The sequence below is a fragment of the Cupriavidus sp. SK-3 genome (assembly GCF_000611145.1).
Classification (GTDB): domain Bacteria; phylum Pseudomonadota; class Gammaproteobacteria; order Burkholderiales; family Burkholderiaceae; genus Cupriavidus.
The window spans coordinates 8,315-21,544 of the sequence record NZ_JFJV02000219.1 but is presented as its reverse complement, the minus strand read 5'-3'; the positions used below and the strand labels follow the sequence as shown (position 1 = coordinate 21,544).

Here is a 13,230-nt window from a genome sequence, read left to right as displayed (position 1 = left end):
CCAACCGTGGGCCATCCCATTCACCGTCAGGGTTCTTGATGAGCGGCTTTTCCATGCTTCCCGACCTTCATTTCAATGGTGGCAAGACCGTCTGGACGGACGCCCGGAGGCTGACCCGCGAGGGCCTGGCGCAGGCGCTGGTGGAAGCGCGCAACCGCACCCTGGCCTGGCTTGCCGCGTTCGGCCAGACGCGGCGCGGCTGGGAGGTGCCGCGGCAGGATTTTGCGAACCCGCCGCTCTGGACGCTGGGCCATGTCGCCTGGCATGCCGAATGGTGGTGCCTGCGCGATGTGCGCACGCTGGAGCGTGATGGCCTGCCGTTGAGGGCCGCCGGGGTTCCTTCGTTGCTGGCCGGCGCGGACGAATGGTTCGATCCCGAACGCATCGATCCCGATGCCCGATGGGAGGCCGCGCTGCCCGACGTAGCGGTGGTCAAGCGCTATGCCGCCGAGGTGCTCGAAGCCACCTTGCGCCGGCTGGCGGCGCAACCGGACGATAGCGATGCGACGCTCTACGCATGGCGTCGCGCGCTGTTTCACGAAGACAGCCAGGGCGAGGCCCTGGCTGCGCTGCTGCAGGCCGTGGGCATGGCGCCGGTGGAGCCGGCCGTGGCGCTGCCTTCCGTGTCGGTGCCGCACGCCGGCACCTTGCAGTTTCCCGGTGGGCGGTTCATCCAGGGCTGGAATGAGCCGGATGGCTTCGCGCTGCCCGACGAACTGCCGCCGCAGCCGACCTATGTGCCAGCCTTCGAGATGGATGCCGCGCCGGTCAGCAATGCGCAGTTTCTCGATTTCGTCGAGGACGGCGGTTATGAGCGCGCGGCATGGTGGACGGTGGCGGGGCACCAGTGGCTGATGATGCAGGACCGTTCCGCGCCGCGTTACTGGGCCCGGCATCCGGAGTCCCGGGCGTGGATGGCGTTGCGCTTCGGCAGCCTGCGCACCTTGAATCCTGACGAGGCGGTACGCCACGTCAGCCTGTTCGAGGCGCAGGCCTGGTGCGCCTGGGCGGACCGGCGCCTGCCCACGGAAGCGGAATGGGAGCTGGCGGCGGTGCAGGCGCGCGGCGGCTTGCGCTGGGGCATGGTTCGCGAGTGGACGGCGACTCCCTACGAGCCCTATGCCGGTTTTGTCGCCGGCCCGGCCGATGTGGAGTTCGTTGACTGCTTCGCCACGCACCAGGTGGTGCGCGGTGCCTCTTTCGCCGGCGTGGCGCGCCAGCGCCATGCGCGCGCGCGGCTGGCGCTGCTGCCGGAGGACGATTTCGCGTTCGTGGGCTTTCGCAGCTGTTCTATATAGTAGAGAGGGCCCGGCAGGCCCGCTCGGTTGACGTCTCCGCCAAATGAAAAAAGCACCCGAAGGTGCTTTTTTCATTTGTTGCGATGGAGCGCCGCATTGGCGACGCATCCATTCAGCCGCGCGAATTAACGCTCGAAACGCGAGCGGCCACCGGTGTTGCCGTTGCCGTTGCGCTGGCCGCCGAAGCCGCCGCGGTTGCCGTCGCCGAAGCTGCGGGGCGCGCCGTCGCGGTTGCCAAAGCTGCGGCCTTCGCCGCCGCGGTAGCCACCGTTGCCGCCGTTGCCTGCGCCACGGTTGCCGTCGGCGAAGCTGCGGGGAGCCGCGCCGTCACGGTTGCCGAAGCCACGGTTGTCGCCGCCGCGGTAGCCGCCTTCGTTGCCGAAGCTGCGCTGGCCGCCGGTCGCGCCCTGGCCGCGATAGCCGGTGCTGTTGCCATTGGCGTTGCCGAAGCCGCCACGGTCGCCAAAACCACGGTTGCCGTCGCGATCGCCGAACGGGCGGTCGCCTGCGGGACGCGGGGCGCCGTCACGGCTGCCGAAGCCGCGGCTTTCGCCGCCGCCGAACTTGCGGTCGCCAAAGCTGCGGTTTTCACCGCCGCGATAGCCGCCGCCATTGCTGTTGCCACGGTAGCCACCGCGGTCACCGCCCGGCTTGCCGCCGAAGCCGGAGCGCGGCTTGGGCGAGCGGCGCGGTTCCAGGCCTTCGATCACCGAAGCGTCGACGCGGTTGTTGGTGAAGCGCTCGATGCGCTTCCACTGGAACATGTCGCCATGGTTCACGAGGTTGATGGCGACGCCCGAGCGGCCGGCACGGCCGGTACGGCCGATACGGTGCACGTAGTCTTCGGCTTGCTTGGGCAGGTCGAAGTTGACCACGTGGGTGATGTCCGGCACGTCGATGCCGCGTGCAGCGACATCGGTTGCCACCAGGATGCGCAGGTTGCCGCGGCGCAGCGAGGTCAGGGTGCGGTTACGCGCGCCCTGGGTCATGTCGCCGTGCAGCGCGCCGGCTGCGAAACCGGTATCCGACAGGCGCTCGGCCAGCGAATCGGCATCGCGCTTGGTCGCGGTGAAGACGATGGCCTGCTTGAGCGTGGCGTCGCGCAGCAGGTGGTCGAGCAGCTTTTCCTTGTGCGACATGTCGTCGGTGAAGTGCAGGCGCTGTTCGATATTGCTCTGGTCGGCGCGGGTCGCGGCGATCTCGATGCGTTGCGGGTCGCGCAGCTGGCGCGAAGCCAGTTGGGCGATGCGGCCGTCCAGCGTGGCCGAGAACATCAGCGTCTGGCGGGTGGCCGGGGTAGCGGCAACGATGGCGTCGATATCGTCGGCGAAGCCCATGTCGAGCATACGGTCGGCTTCGTCGAACACCAGCATGTCCAGCGCGGACAGGTCGATGCGGCCGGCTTCGACGTGGTCGAGCAGGCGGCCAGGCGTTGCCACCAGGATGTCAGGCATCTTCGACAGCGCGGCGAGCTGCTTCGGATAGGGCATGCCGCCCAGGATGCTGGCGCACACGATGCGGCGCAGGTGGCGGCCATACTTGGCGGTGGCTTCGGTCACCTGCAGGGCCAGTTCGCGCGTGGGGGTCAGCACCAGCAGCGCGGGTTGCGCCGGCGACGGACGGGGGCGCTTGCCCTTCATGCGCTTGACCGGATCATCGGAACGCGGGCGATTCGGCGAAGCCTTTTCGCTGATGCGCTGGATGGCCGGCAGGATGAAGGCGCCGGTCTTGCCCGAGCCGGTCTGGCTGGACACCAGCAGGTCGCGGCCAGCCAGGAAGGCGGGAATCGCTTGTGCCTGCACCGGGGTCGGCGTGGTGTAGTTCAGTTCAACGAGGGCGCGCAGGATTGCTTCTTCGAGGCCAAGCTTGGCAAAGCCGTTCTCGGCATTGACGTTGGCGGCGGCGGCAGGCGCAACGGCTTCCGGGCTGAGCATGGCGTCGAGCTTGTCGAGCGGGCTCGGTTCCTGGATAGCGGGCGTGGCGATGGCGGCGGCTTCGGTCGATGCGTCGGCGGCGGAGGCAAAAGCTTGCTCCGCACGAATGTCGTGCTGGGTCATGTCGTAGTTTTCTTTAAATGCATGGCACCCCATGCCGAACTAGCGAACAGGGGCGGGCGCAGTGCAAAGTCTTAAAAAGGCTTCGGCGCCAATCGGTGAGGCCGTTACGACAGACACAGCTGACAGTACGGCGGCAGGCAGGGCGACACCGGGCACAAGGCCGGGCGCGCGGTCCCTGGCAGGCAAACAGCTCTGTAGAGCTATTCAACAGGATCGGAGACGAGGCGACGTCGGTGAGAAATGCGTTCTGTCGGGTATCACCACTTGGCCTTGATTCAACAACTTTAAGGCAGGCCAGCCGGCGGGACCGGGGAGCAGAGCTTGAGAGCGGGGGCGGTATCGCCTGCCGGAAGAGACCGGTAGACGTGTTGCACAACTCACAGTGCGAACTCACGGCGCGAATTATAGCAGAAACAAAAGTAAGTTTGTTGCACTGCGATAGGAATTACTTTGAGGTGCTGAACGGCGATTTTTGAGACTCATTGGGCGCTTTTCATGGGGGTTTGCCGATCCCGCATTCGATATTGCATCCGCGGGCCGCCTGCCTATACTGAATCCGTCGGGTGCATCGATGCCCGGCAAGGTGGCGGACCGATGAGAACCCGCTGACCTTCCTCGGCGCTTTGCTTTAAGTGCTGCTAGCCGCTGATATCGCGGCAGTCGGCGTCATTGCCAGCTTTCCTTTGGCTCTCCGGGTAGTCCGGAGGGACGTCCGCGTCATGGGCGGAATCATGGGAAAACCTGCGTGCACGGCTGTTGCCGCGATAGCGCCGGCGTTGACCTGGATGGTCCGGACCGTCCGCAACCAGCCCGCCAGTGTACTGGCGGGCTTTTTCGTTAGTGCTCCAGGTCTTGAGTGCTTCAAGCACTGCTTCCGGCTTCCGTTGATCTGACCCATATGTTGCACGGGTAATCCATTGATACCTTTGCTAACAGCCGGGAGTCCCCCGTCAAGTTATTCTCGCGCCTGAAACTGGAAAAACGAGATAGCGATGACGAGAAGAGTTCTTTTGTGCGCGGCGGCTGTAACGGGCTTGATCGGCGCACTGGGCATGGTGCCTGCGGCATATGCGCAGGTATCGGTCAATGTGTTGATCGGCGTGCCGCCGCCGCCCCCCGTCTATGAGGTTGTTCCCATGGCGCGCCCTGGCTACGTCTGGGCGCCAGGCTACTGGGACTGGGATGATCGCGGCCACAAGCACAAATGGAAGAAGGGCAAGTGGGAGCGCGAGCGCGCGGGCTATGTCTACGAGGCGCCGCGCTGGGTGCAGGCACGCGATGGCTGGGTGCTGGTGCCCGAGCGCTGGGATGGCAGGCCGGGCAGGAAAGACAAGGGTTATCACTGCCCGCCGGGACACGCCAAGAAAGGCGAGTGCTGAGCAAGGGGAGCGCTTTCGCATTCCTTGGCTGGTGAGGTTTTTGATATACTCCGGGCCTGCTCCTGGATCCGCGCCGCCAAGGCGTACCAGCATGTCCACGGAGTCTGTCCTCTCGCCGTAGTTCAATGGATAGAACACGCGCCTCCTAAGCGTGAAATGCAGGTTCGATTCCTGCCGGCGGGACCATAGTACGGTTCGTAGAAGTTCTCTGAAGTCCTCCCTTCCCAAGTAGATCAAGACCTCGCGGGCTTTCGAAGTTCGCCGGGAGCCGTTGGCATCCGCGTGTTTTAGGGGCATTAGGGGCATCAACAAATGCCCCTATATTTGGTGCCCCTAAACGATGCCCCGTACCGGCTAGCCCTTAATCCTGAAGTACTAATCCCATTGTTGTGCGTGACTACCAAGCATACATTTGTGACAACTCTCCACCAAAATAGGGGTCGCAATGACATATTCAGTCGCCGCAACTTGTCCGTACTGCAAGACTGTTCGTCGGTTCGGGGTGGAGATGAAGGTGTTGGAACTGCCTATGAAGGTGCGGCATCGGGTGAGGTGCGGCTGCTCTGAGAGCTGCGGCCAAGAATTTGACCTTGATATTCGCGTGAACTACGTCACTCAGGCTTCTAAGCTTGGGGAGGCAGTTGAGGGGGAGCAAAGTGATTCTTCGTCGCTACCGCCGCCGCCATTGCCTGGATTGCCTGAGTGCCCAACAGGTGGGTGTGTCCCTTTGGGCTAGCTCTGACGCTGGATAAGCGAGCGCTGGCTTACCCAGCCTCATATCCGCAGGGTGCAGTCGCCTAATGCTGCGCGCCCGCACCGGATCCCGGCAGGTCAGCCAGTCCTCCCATTCCGCCCGCGGCATGATGACGATCCCCCATTTTTCCTTGCCCGAAGCATGGAAGCGATTCATCAGCTGGTGCTTGTCCGCCGCTCGTGGGGCAGATCATGATGTCCGAGGGAAGGCCGTCGGCAGTTGGCTGTCCGCAACACTGCTTGCATGACTTGTGAGCGATTGCGTCGCGAGCGTCTTTGGACGAGACCGACGAACGCGCGTCGCAATCGCAATACGCGCTCAAGAAACAACCCATGAAAAAAATAGCAACGGTCTTTCTGGCGTTTGCAGTCGCCGGCTGCGCAAGCTCGGCGGCGCAGCTATTCAGCGGCGGGGGAACTGCGCCCGCAGCGGCAGTTTCACCGCCGGCCGGGCAACCCTGATCCGGTGGTGCCGGCCGTCCTGCTCGAACGGCAGGTAGTCGGCCGTCCACACCATCTTCTCGATGTGGCGGGTCTCGATACCGTGACATCTTCGTGGTCGAGGCGCTGCTCGGCCGTGTCGCTGGGCAGCAACCGGGTTTCCAGGAAGATGGAGCCAGCCTGGCAGGTCAGAGAGAACATGCCACCTCCTGACGGGTGGCATAGTGGCGCTCGCCGCGGGTGCGCAGGCAAATCGAGCGAGGACCGGTGAACTGGATGCTGTAGGCCAGCAGGAAGCTTAGCCAGGCGCCACGGTAATTGAACTCCAGGTGATCGATTGTCCACGGCAGCGCCATGATTGCCGCGGTGTCGATGCCGTTCAGGACGAGCGTGGCGCCGGTGGCTTGTGCCGCTGCCTCTGCCTCGGGATTCCATGTGTCGGCGGTCAGCAGCGGATCGTCCACGGTGATTCGCTCGCAAGGGAAGGGTGCGGCGACCGCATCGGCTGCGCGGCGGAACAGGAAGACGGTCTCGATATCGCAGGCGAACATGTGTCTCTCACTGGTACTGTATGGATATCCAGTATAAGAGCCGCCTGAATGCAGGTGCTGAAAGTTGAGTTAACTGTATGGATATACAGTGCCGCAAGGCGGCGACGTATCCATCAGGATCATCTGCATTCGTGGCACCACGAAAATCGTATTCCGGTAAATCGGCTTCCAGTATTGGTTGCAGCCGATTTTATGTATCCTGCCGACGGGTCATAGCCTGGTTCTGGTTCGCGGAAGTTCTCCGAACCCCCCCCATCCCCAAGTCAATCAAGGCCTCCTTCGGCCGGTGGCGCTAGCGGCCCTGGACGGGCAACGCCTTGATCGTGGCAGTGCCATCCTTCTGGACGTCGGCGCGTGCCAGGGTTTTGAGGGAGATCGTCCTGTTTGGCATCCTCAGCACGACGATGATCGCGTCGCCGTGGATGTTCTTCGCCCAGCAGCCGGTATCCCAGGTGCCGCGATTGGAAGCATCGCTACGATAAGACGCATAGAAGCGCATGTGCGCGGCATCGACGAACGGCAGGTCGCACTTCTTGTTGATGAAGAGGACGGTCGGAGATTGCAGTTGGACGGTTTCCCCGACTTTCATGTTTTCGGTCGGGTAGATGTACGCGTCCTCGGCCGACGCTGCGGCGCACAGCAGTGCTGTTGTGGCAGCCAGTATCATCTTCTTCATGTCGACTCCATGGGGGAGAGCAGAGCGAGTTGACGATCCCGAAGCAGCGCTTCAGGCGGCATATGAACTGTCAGGTGCACATCCCTTCTTGCGGAAATTGTACGGCTGACGTTTCCGGTCGGCCAGAGGCTTGCCTGGCTGCGGCCATCGCCTCGCCGCGCAACGGCGGCGGGCTTGCGCGACGCCGTAGCCTCAGTGCGCTGCCCCCATCTTCGAAAAGAGCTGGATCACCGCAACCCCCGCGATGATCAGCCCGATTCCTGCCCACGCCGCCAGGTCCGGTATCTGGCGATAGAGCACGCTGGCGATCAGCGTGACCAGCACGATGCCGGCGCCGCACCAGATGGCGTAGGCAATGCCTACCGGCACGGTCTTCATGACCTGCATCAGCAGGAAAAAGGCGCCGACGTATCCGGCTACCACCAGCAAGCTTGGCCACAGGCGCGTAAAGCTCTCGGACGCCTTGAGGCTGCTGGTGGCGATGACTTCGGCCGCGATGGCGAGGGCCAGGAGCACATAAGCGTTCATCGGTAAGTCCTTCTTGTTGGCTGCCGTTGGGGCCACATTTTCCCATACCTTTACTGGCCCGCCGGATGCGCGGCAACCGCTGCGGGTGCCTGCGGTGTACAGTACAAACCACAGTCGGCGCGCGCGCGCACGTTGGTGATCCCTCCTTTCGGGTGGTTGTCCGGTATCGTGATGCGCACTTCAATCGGAGTTGGGTGCTTCATTGCAGAAGCGCCGGCGATCCGGTTGATCGCCTGCGGGGTGTTCGCGGTAGTCCCGACCAGTTGGCAGACGTCATAAAGCCAACGGCGGGGGAGTCAGGTTCTCAGGGGGAGCGCCATGAATGGCGAGGATGAGGTACAGACCGTGTGGCCGAAGGTGGAGGATCACGCGACGGGTCAGGGAGTATGGCGGAACACGATTGCGGCGGCGGATGTCGCGCTGGAAGAAGCCTCGCGCATCCAGCGCGGCGTGCAGCATAACCTGAAGCTCCAGCAGGAGGTGAGGGCGCTGCGAGAGGAACTGCGCAAGGCGCATGGCGAACTGGACCGCTATCGTGGCATGCATGCGCGCGTGGTGGTGGGCATGCGGCAGCTGGAAGAGGATAACGGCGCCGAAATCAGCCGCTTGCGCGCCGAGAGCGAAATGCTGATGGTGCGCCACCGCGTCTACAAGCTGCTCGCCGAACACTACGCGCTGACCGCATTGCGTTTCGAGCCGTCCACATTTGCCGAGCACCGCGACCGGGTGCTTCAGCACATCCTGTTCCAGCGACGCAAGGGCACGCCGCTCTCCGGCATCGGTTCGGCGGACATCGCCTTCCTGCTGCTTTAAGCGTTATCCGGCCCGGGGAGCGGTGCGCGGGCGCAGCACCAGCAGCGCCAGCATGCCGCCCACCACGCCCCAGAAGGCCGAACCCACGCCGGCCAGCGTCATGCCGGAGGCGGTGATCATGAACGTGAGCAGGGCCGACTCGCGCTCCGCCGGGGTCTGCATGGCCGTGGTCAGGCCGCTGGCGATCGAGCCAAGCAAGGCGAAGGCGGCTACCGCGACCACCAGCGCCTTGGGAAAGGCGGCGAATAGCGCGGCAATACTGGCGGCCAGCACGCCCGCCACCAGATAGCCGAGTCCGCAAACCACCGCGGCCGTATAGCGCCGGTTGCGGTCCGGATCCGCTTCCGCGCCGGTGCAGATGGCTGCCGTGATCGCCGCGAGGTTGATGCCATGCGAGCCGAACGGCGCGAGCAGGACCGAAGCGATGCCGGTCACGGTGATCAGCGGTGACGCCGCTACGTGATAGCCGTCGGCGCGCAGCACCGCCAGTCCGGGAATATTCTGCGAAGCCAGCGCGACGATAAACAGTGGCACGGCGATGCTGACGAAAGCCTGCAGCGAGAATGCCGGCGTGGTCCACACCGGCCGGGCCAGCGCGAAATGGAACGATTCGAAATGCAGCTGGCCAAGCGCGCCGGCCAGCGCCACGCCCACCAGCAGCACGCCCGGCACCGCGTAGCGCGGCCAGAAGCGCTTGCCCACCAGGTACAGCGCGAACATCACCAGCAGCAACTGGGTTTGCTGCTGGGCCTGCACGAACACGTCGACGCTGATGCGGAACAGGATGCCGGCCAGCAGGGCGGAGGCAATACTGGCCGGCAACGCGCGCATCAGTTTGTCGAACCAGCCCGTCAGGCCCGCCGCCGTCATCAGCAGCGCCGCCATCAAGAAGGCGCCGATCGCCTCCGGATAGGGCACGCCGGGCAGGCTGGCGATCAGCAGGGCGGCGCCGGGCGTGGACCAGGCAATGACAATGGGAGCACGTGTCAGCAGCGTGAGCCCGATGGTGGTGACGCCCATGCCGATGGATAACGCCCAGATCCAGGAGGCAACCTGCGCATCCGACAGGTGGGCCGCCTGGCCCGCCTGGATCATCAGCACCAGCGAACTAGTATAGCCGGTCAGCATGGCAATCAGCCCGGCTACCAGGGCGGAGACGGAGAGGTCGGTCAGCTTCAGGGGGGCGGTGGCAGTGGACATGGAACGGGGACTTGGCTTGACGAGGCGGGCACGCGAAAGCGGCCGGGCCGTCATCTTCGCACGAGTTGCGCCGTTCTTGCCCTGCCCTGGAGCATTGCCGGCTCCCCGCAGCCGCATGCGATGCTAGTCGGCAACCTTGTCGCTGGGGAACTTGAAGGAGTCGCGCAGCAGGTAGCTCATCGGGATGTCGAGGTTGACGCCGTGCGGCGGGATCGGCGACTGGAACCACTTCTTGTAGAGTTTTTGGGTGTCGAGCGAATAGATGGCCGAGACCAGTGTCTTGTCCACCAGCCGCTTGAACTCGGCGTCCTGCTTCGACAGCATGATGGCGTAGGGCTCGATCGTCAGCAGTTCGCTGGTGACGGTGTAGCTGGCCGGGTTGCGCGAGTTCGCGCGCAGGCCGTAGAGCAGCACATCGTCCATGACGAAGGCGTCGGCCTTGCCTTGCTCGACCATGGCGAAGGCTTCGGCGTGGTCCCTGGCTTCCACCACGCGGATCTGCATGGCGCCAGAGCCGTTGATCTGGCGAACCACGGCCAGCGATGTCGTGCCCGCCGTGGAGACCACCGTCTTGCCGCGCAGGTCGCCCAGCTTGCGAATGCCGGAGCCGGTCTTCACCAGCATGCGGCTGCCGGCGATGTAGTGCGGGATGGTGAAGGCCACCTGTTCGCGCCGTTCGCGGTTATTGGTGGTGGACCCGCATTCGAGATCGGCTTTGCCGTCGACGATCGCGGCGATGCGGCTGGCCGGCGTGACGGGCACGAATTCCACCTTGAGGGCGGGCAGTGCGAGTGCGCCGCGTAGCGCGTCGGCTACCCGCAGGCAGAGGTCGACGGCATAGCCGTGCGGCTTGCCGTCGGCCACGAAGGAAAACGGTACCGAACTCTCGCGGTGGGCGATGCGCAGCACCCCGGTCTGGGCAATGCGATGCAGCACCGGCGAGCCGTCGGACTGCGCCGCGGCAGGCCTGGCACCGGCGGCCAGCCAGAATGTGAGCGAGGTTGACAGCAGGAGCAGCAGCGGCAGGCGGACCGGGCTGGGCGAAATCGCCAGCCCGGCGCCGCGCAGGCGTCGGCAAACCGGATGGATCATGGATGTCCCCGTACAAAGAAGCGAAAAAGGCGTCGAGCGGAAATGGCGTTGGGTCGCCTGCACCGGTTCGGACCGGTTTTTATGCTGCTACTGCCGTTGTGCTGCGGCCTGCTGGCCGGCAAGCATTGTTCCACGACGGCAAGCAGCCGGACAACGGTCGCAGCGTGGGGTGTTGCGTGGCGTGCAACAGGCCTGGAAGGATGCGGGCGGGCGCGGGCGTTGACGGGACTTTCCCTTACGGACTTGTCCGACTAGAGCCGGGCGGAGGCGCTTGCTATGCTCCGTTCGTGCCTTGCGAGCAGGGCACCGAGGAGAGACTCTTGGGCCCGTGCAAGCGCGGGCCCTTCTTTTTTTGGGCCGCGCCTTCGGGCGAGGGCGCACGGAGGTGGTCTACAATGCCGGCTACCTGGCACCCTGCCGCCCGCTTGCCGGCCGACGCCGGCGGGTGGCTGCGCGTTCAAGCCGCTTGAGTCGCATTCCTTTCGCTGTCTCCTTTCGTATTGCTCCCATGGCCCTGTTTTCGATTTCCGACGCCCAGCTCGCCTTCGGGCACGTGGCCTTGCTCGACCATGCCGACTTCTCCCTCGAAGCCGGCGAGCGCGTCGGCCTGATTGGCCGCAACGGCACCGGCAAGTCGTCGCTGCTCAAGATCGTGGCCGGCCTGTCCGCGCCGGACGATGGCCTGATCGCGCGTCAGAGCGGCGTGACCTCGGCATATGTGCCGCAGGAGCCGCAGTTCGAGCCGGGCCAGACCGTGTTCGACGCCGTGTCCCTGGGCCTGGGCAAGGTTCACGACCTGCTGGTCGCCTATGAAGCGGCGCTGGCGGCGCTCGACGATAACCACGACGAGGACTCGCTGGCCGAATTGCACCGCCTGCAGTCCGAAGTCGACGCCGCCGGGGCATGGGGCTTGCGTACACGGGTGGAAACCACGCTGGCGCAACTCAGCCTTACCGCCGATGTGCGCGTGGATTCGCTGTCCGGCGGCATGCAAAAGCGCGTGGCGCTGGCGCAGGGGCTGGTGGCCGAGCCCGACATCCTGCTGCTCGACGAACCCACCAACCACCTGGATGTGGAAGCGATCCGCTGGCTCGAAGACCTGCTGCTGGCATTCCGCGGCAGCGTGCTGCTGATTACCCACGATCGCGCCTTCCTCGACCGCGTGGCAACCCGCATCGTCGAACTGGACCGCGGCCGGCTGGTTTCCTTCCCTGGCAACTTTGCCGCCTACCAGACGCGCAAGGCCGAGCAACTGGCCGCCGAGCAGGTTGAGCAGGCCAAATTCGACAAGCTGCTGGCGCAGGAAGAAGTCTGGATCCGCAAGGGCGTGGAAGCACGCCGCACGCGCAGCGTGGCCCGCATCCAGCGCCTGGTGACGATGCGCAACGAACGCGCGTCGCGGCGCGACGTGCAGGGCAACGTCAAGCTGGAAGTGTCGCAAGGCGAGCGCTCCGGCAAGATCGTCGCCGAGTTGACCAATGTCAGCAAGGCCTTCGGCGACAAGATGGTGGTGCGCGATTTCACCGGCGCCATCATGCGCGGCGACAAGGTCGGCCTGATCGGCTCCAATGGCGCGGGCAAGACCACGCTGCTGCGGCTGATCCTGGGCGAACTGGCGCCGGATACCGGCGAGGTCAAGAACGGCAGCAATATGCAGGTGGCGTATTTCGACCAGATGCGCACGCAGCTGGACCTGGAGCGCTCGCTGGCCGATACCATCAGCCCGGGCAGCGACTGGGTCGAGATCAACGGCCAGCGCAAGCACGTGATGAGCTACCTGGGCGACTTCCTGTTCGCGCCGGAGCGCGCTCGTTCGCCGGTCAAGTCGCTGTCCGGCGGCGAGCGCAACCGGCTGCTGCTGGCGCGCCTGTTCGCGCGCCCGGCCAATGTGCTGGTGCTCGACGAACCCACCAACGATCTGGATATCGACACGCTGGAACTGCTGGAGGAACTGCTGCAGGACTACAGTGGCACCGTGTTCCTGGTCTCGCACGACCGGGCCTTCCTGGACAACGTGGTGACTTCGACCATCGCCGCCGAAGGCGACGGGCGCTGGCGCGAGTATGTGGGCGGCTACTCCGACTGGCAGGTGCAGTCGGCGCGCAGCGCGGCCATGCAGGAAGCGCGCGCGGGCGAGCGCAAGGCAGCGGAAGCGCCGAAACCGCGCGAAGCGCGCGCCCCCGGCCGCGTGGTCAAGCTGTCGTACAAGGAGCAACGCGAACTCGATACGCTGCCCGAGCGCATTGCCTCGCTGGAAAATGAGCAGAAGGCCGTCAGCGCGCAGTTGGCGGATGGCTCGCTCTATGTCAGCGACGCGGGCAAGGCCGCGCAGCTTGCGGCGCGGCACGATGAGATCGACATGGAACTGCTGGAGGCGCTGGAGCGCTGGGAAGTGCTGGAGGCGAAGACCAAGGCCGAGGCGCAGTAACGGGGCAGGGCGGT

11 protein-coding genes and 1 tRNA gene are annotated in these 13,230 nt (G+C 64.9%); 6 read left to right on the top strand and 6 right to left on the bottom strand.

The features are described from left to right. The first annotated feature begins 38 nt into the window (after positions 1–38). Complete coding sequence (locus CF70_RS22195; protein ID WP_035869734.1) at positions 39–1,298, top strand: SUMF1/EgtB/PvdO family nonheme iron enzyme; 1,260 nt, start codon at positions 39–41, stop codon at positions 1,296–1,298. Positions 1,299–1,423: 125 nt separating this feature from the next. Here the strand turns inward: CF70_RS22195 and CF70_RS22190 are convergent, their stop codons facing one another. Beyond that, positions 1,424–3,355, bottom strand: a complete 1,932-nt coding sequence (locus CF70_RS22190) for a DEAD/DEAH box helicase (protein ID WP_035869732.1) — start codon at positions 3,353–3,355, stop codon at positions 1,424–1,426. 992 nt (positions 3,356–4,347) lie between these two features. Here CF70_RS22190 and CF70_RS22180 point away from each other — a divergent pair. The 3 genes from CF70_RS22180 to CF70_RS36185 all read left to right on the top strand — a co-directional run bounded on the left by CF70_RS22180 (position 4,348) and on the right by CF70_RS36185 (position 5,949). Further along, a complete protein-coding gene (locus tag CF70_RS22180; RefSeq protein ID WP_035869728.1) occupies positions 4,348–4,734 on the top strand; it encodes a YXWGXW repeat-containing protein in 387 nt (128 codons plus the stop codon). Positions 4,735–4,845: 111 nt separating this feature from the next. After that, positions 4,846–4,920, top strand: a tRNA-Arg gene (locus CF70_RS22175). Positions 4,921–5,763: 843 nt separating this feature from the next. Continuing rightward, complete coding sequence (locus CF70_RS36185) at positions 5,764–5,949, top strand: hypothetical protein (RefSeq protein WP_152561881.1); 186 nt, start codon at positions 5,764–5,766, stop codon at positions 5,947–5,949. Between the two features lie 167 nt (positions 5,950–6,116). Here CF70_RS36185 and CF70_RS22170 read toward each other — a convergent pair whose 3' ends face one another. From CF70_RS22170 to CF70_RS22160, 3 genes are all read right to left on the bottom strand, one after another. Further along, entirely contained in the window at positions 6,117–6,479 is a 363-nt protein-coding gene (locus CF70_RS22170) for a hypothetical protein (protein ID WP_035869727.1), read from the bottom strand. Positions 6,480–6,771: 292 nt separating this feature from the next. Further along, positions 6,772–7,155: a hypothetical protein gene (locus CF70_RS22165; RefSeq protein ID WP_035869717.1), complete on the bottom strand. Its 384-nt coding sequence runs from the start codon at positions 7,153–7,155 to the stop codon at positions 6,772–6,774. 192 nt (positions 7,156–7,347) lie between these two features. Continuing rightward, complete coding sequence (locus tag CF70_RS22160; protein WP_035869710.1) at positions 7,348–7,683, bottom strand: DMT family transporter; 336 nt, start codon at positions 7,681–7,683, stop codon at positions 7,348–7,350. 318 nt (positions 7,684–8,001) lie between these two features. On the opposite strand from CF70_RS22160, the gene CF70_RS22155 reads away from it, so the two are divergent. After that, on the top strand, positions 8,002–8,496 hold the full coding sequence (locus tag CF70_RS22155) for a hypothetical protein (RefSeq protein ID WP_035869707.1): 495 nt from the start codon (positions 8,002–8,004) through the stop codon (positions 8,494–8,496). Positions 8,497–8,499: 3 nt separating this feature from the next. Here the strand turns inward: CF70_RS22155 and CF70_RS22150 are convergent, their stop codons facing one another. Further along, positions 8,500–9,696 carry a benzoate/H(+) symporter BenE family transporter gene (locus CF70_RS22150; RefSeq protein ID WP_035869705.1) on the bottom strand — a complete coding sequence of 399 codons (1,197 nt, stop codon included), beginning with the start codon at positions 9,694–9,696 and terminating at the stop codon, positions 8,500–8,502. A gap of 123 nt (positions 9,697–9,819) precedes the next feature. Further along, a complete protein-coding gene (locus tag CF70_RS22145) occupies positions 9,820–10,788 on the bottom strand; it encodes an amino acid ABC transporter substrate-binding protein (protein WP_081862288.1) in 969 nt (322 codons plus the stop codon). Between the two features lie 508 nt (positions 10,789–11,296). Here CF70_RS22145 and CF70_RS22140 point away from each other — a divergent pair. After that, positions 11,297–13,216 (top strand): ATP-binding cassette domain-containing protein, encoded by a 1,920-nt coding sequence (locus CF70_RS22140; protein WP_035869703.1) that lies wholly within the window; start codon positions 11,297–11,299, stop codon positions 13,214–13,216. The last annotated feature ends 14 nt before the right edge of the window (positions 13,217–13,230 follow it).

What these genes read in the sequence shown, in the direction of transcription:
- CF70_RS22165 (WP_035869717.1), bottom strand. Translation starts at nt 7,155, where the DNA reads ATGAAGAAGATGATACTGGCTGCCACAACAGCACTGCTGTGCGCCGCA.
- CF70_RS22145 (WP_081862288.1), bottom strand. Translation starts at nt 10,788, where the DNA reads ATGATCCATCCGGTTTGCCGACGCCTGCGCGGCGCCGGGCTGGCGATT.
- CF70_RS22180 (WP_035869728.1), top strand. Translation starts at nt 4,348, where the DNA reads ATGACGAGAAGAGTTCTTTTGTGCGCGGCGGCTGTAACGGGCTTGATC.
- CF70_RS22155 (WP_035869707.1), top strand. Translation starts at nt 8,002, where the DNA reads ATGAATGGCGAGGATGAGGTACAGACCGTGTGGCCGAAGGTGGAGGAT.
- CF70_RS22160 (WP_035869710.1), bottom strand. Translation starts at nt 7,683, where the DNA reads ATGAACGCTTATGTGCTCCTGGCCCTCGCCATCGCGGCCGAAGTCATC.
- CF70_RS22195 (WP_035869734.1), top strand. Translation starts at nt 39, where the DNA reads ATGAGCGGCTTTTCCATGCTTCCCGACCTTCATTTCAATGGTGGCAAG.
- CF70_RS22170 (WP_035869727.1), bottom strand. Translation starts at nt 6,479, where the DNA reads ATGTTCGCCTGCGATATCGAGACCGTCTTCCTGTTCCGCCGCGCAGCC.
- CF70_RS22150 (WP_035869705.1), bottom strand. Translation starts at nt 9,696, where the DNA reads ATGTCCACTGCCACCGCCCCCCTGAAGCTGACCGACCTCTCCGTCTCC.
- CF70_RS22140 (WP_035869703.1), top strand. Translation starts at nt 11,297, where the DNA reads ATGGCCCTGTTTTCGATTTCCGACGCCCAGCTCGCCTTCGGGCACGTG.
- CF70_RS22190 (WP_035869732.1), bottom strand. Translation starts at nt 3,355, where the DNA reads ATGACCCAGCACGACATTCGTGCGGAGCAAGCTTTTGCCTCCGCCGCC.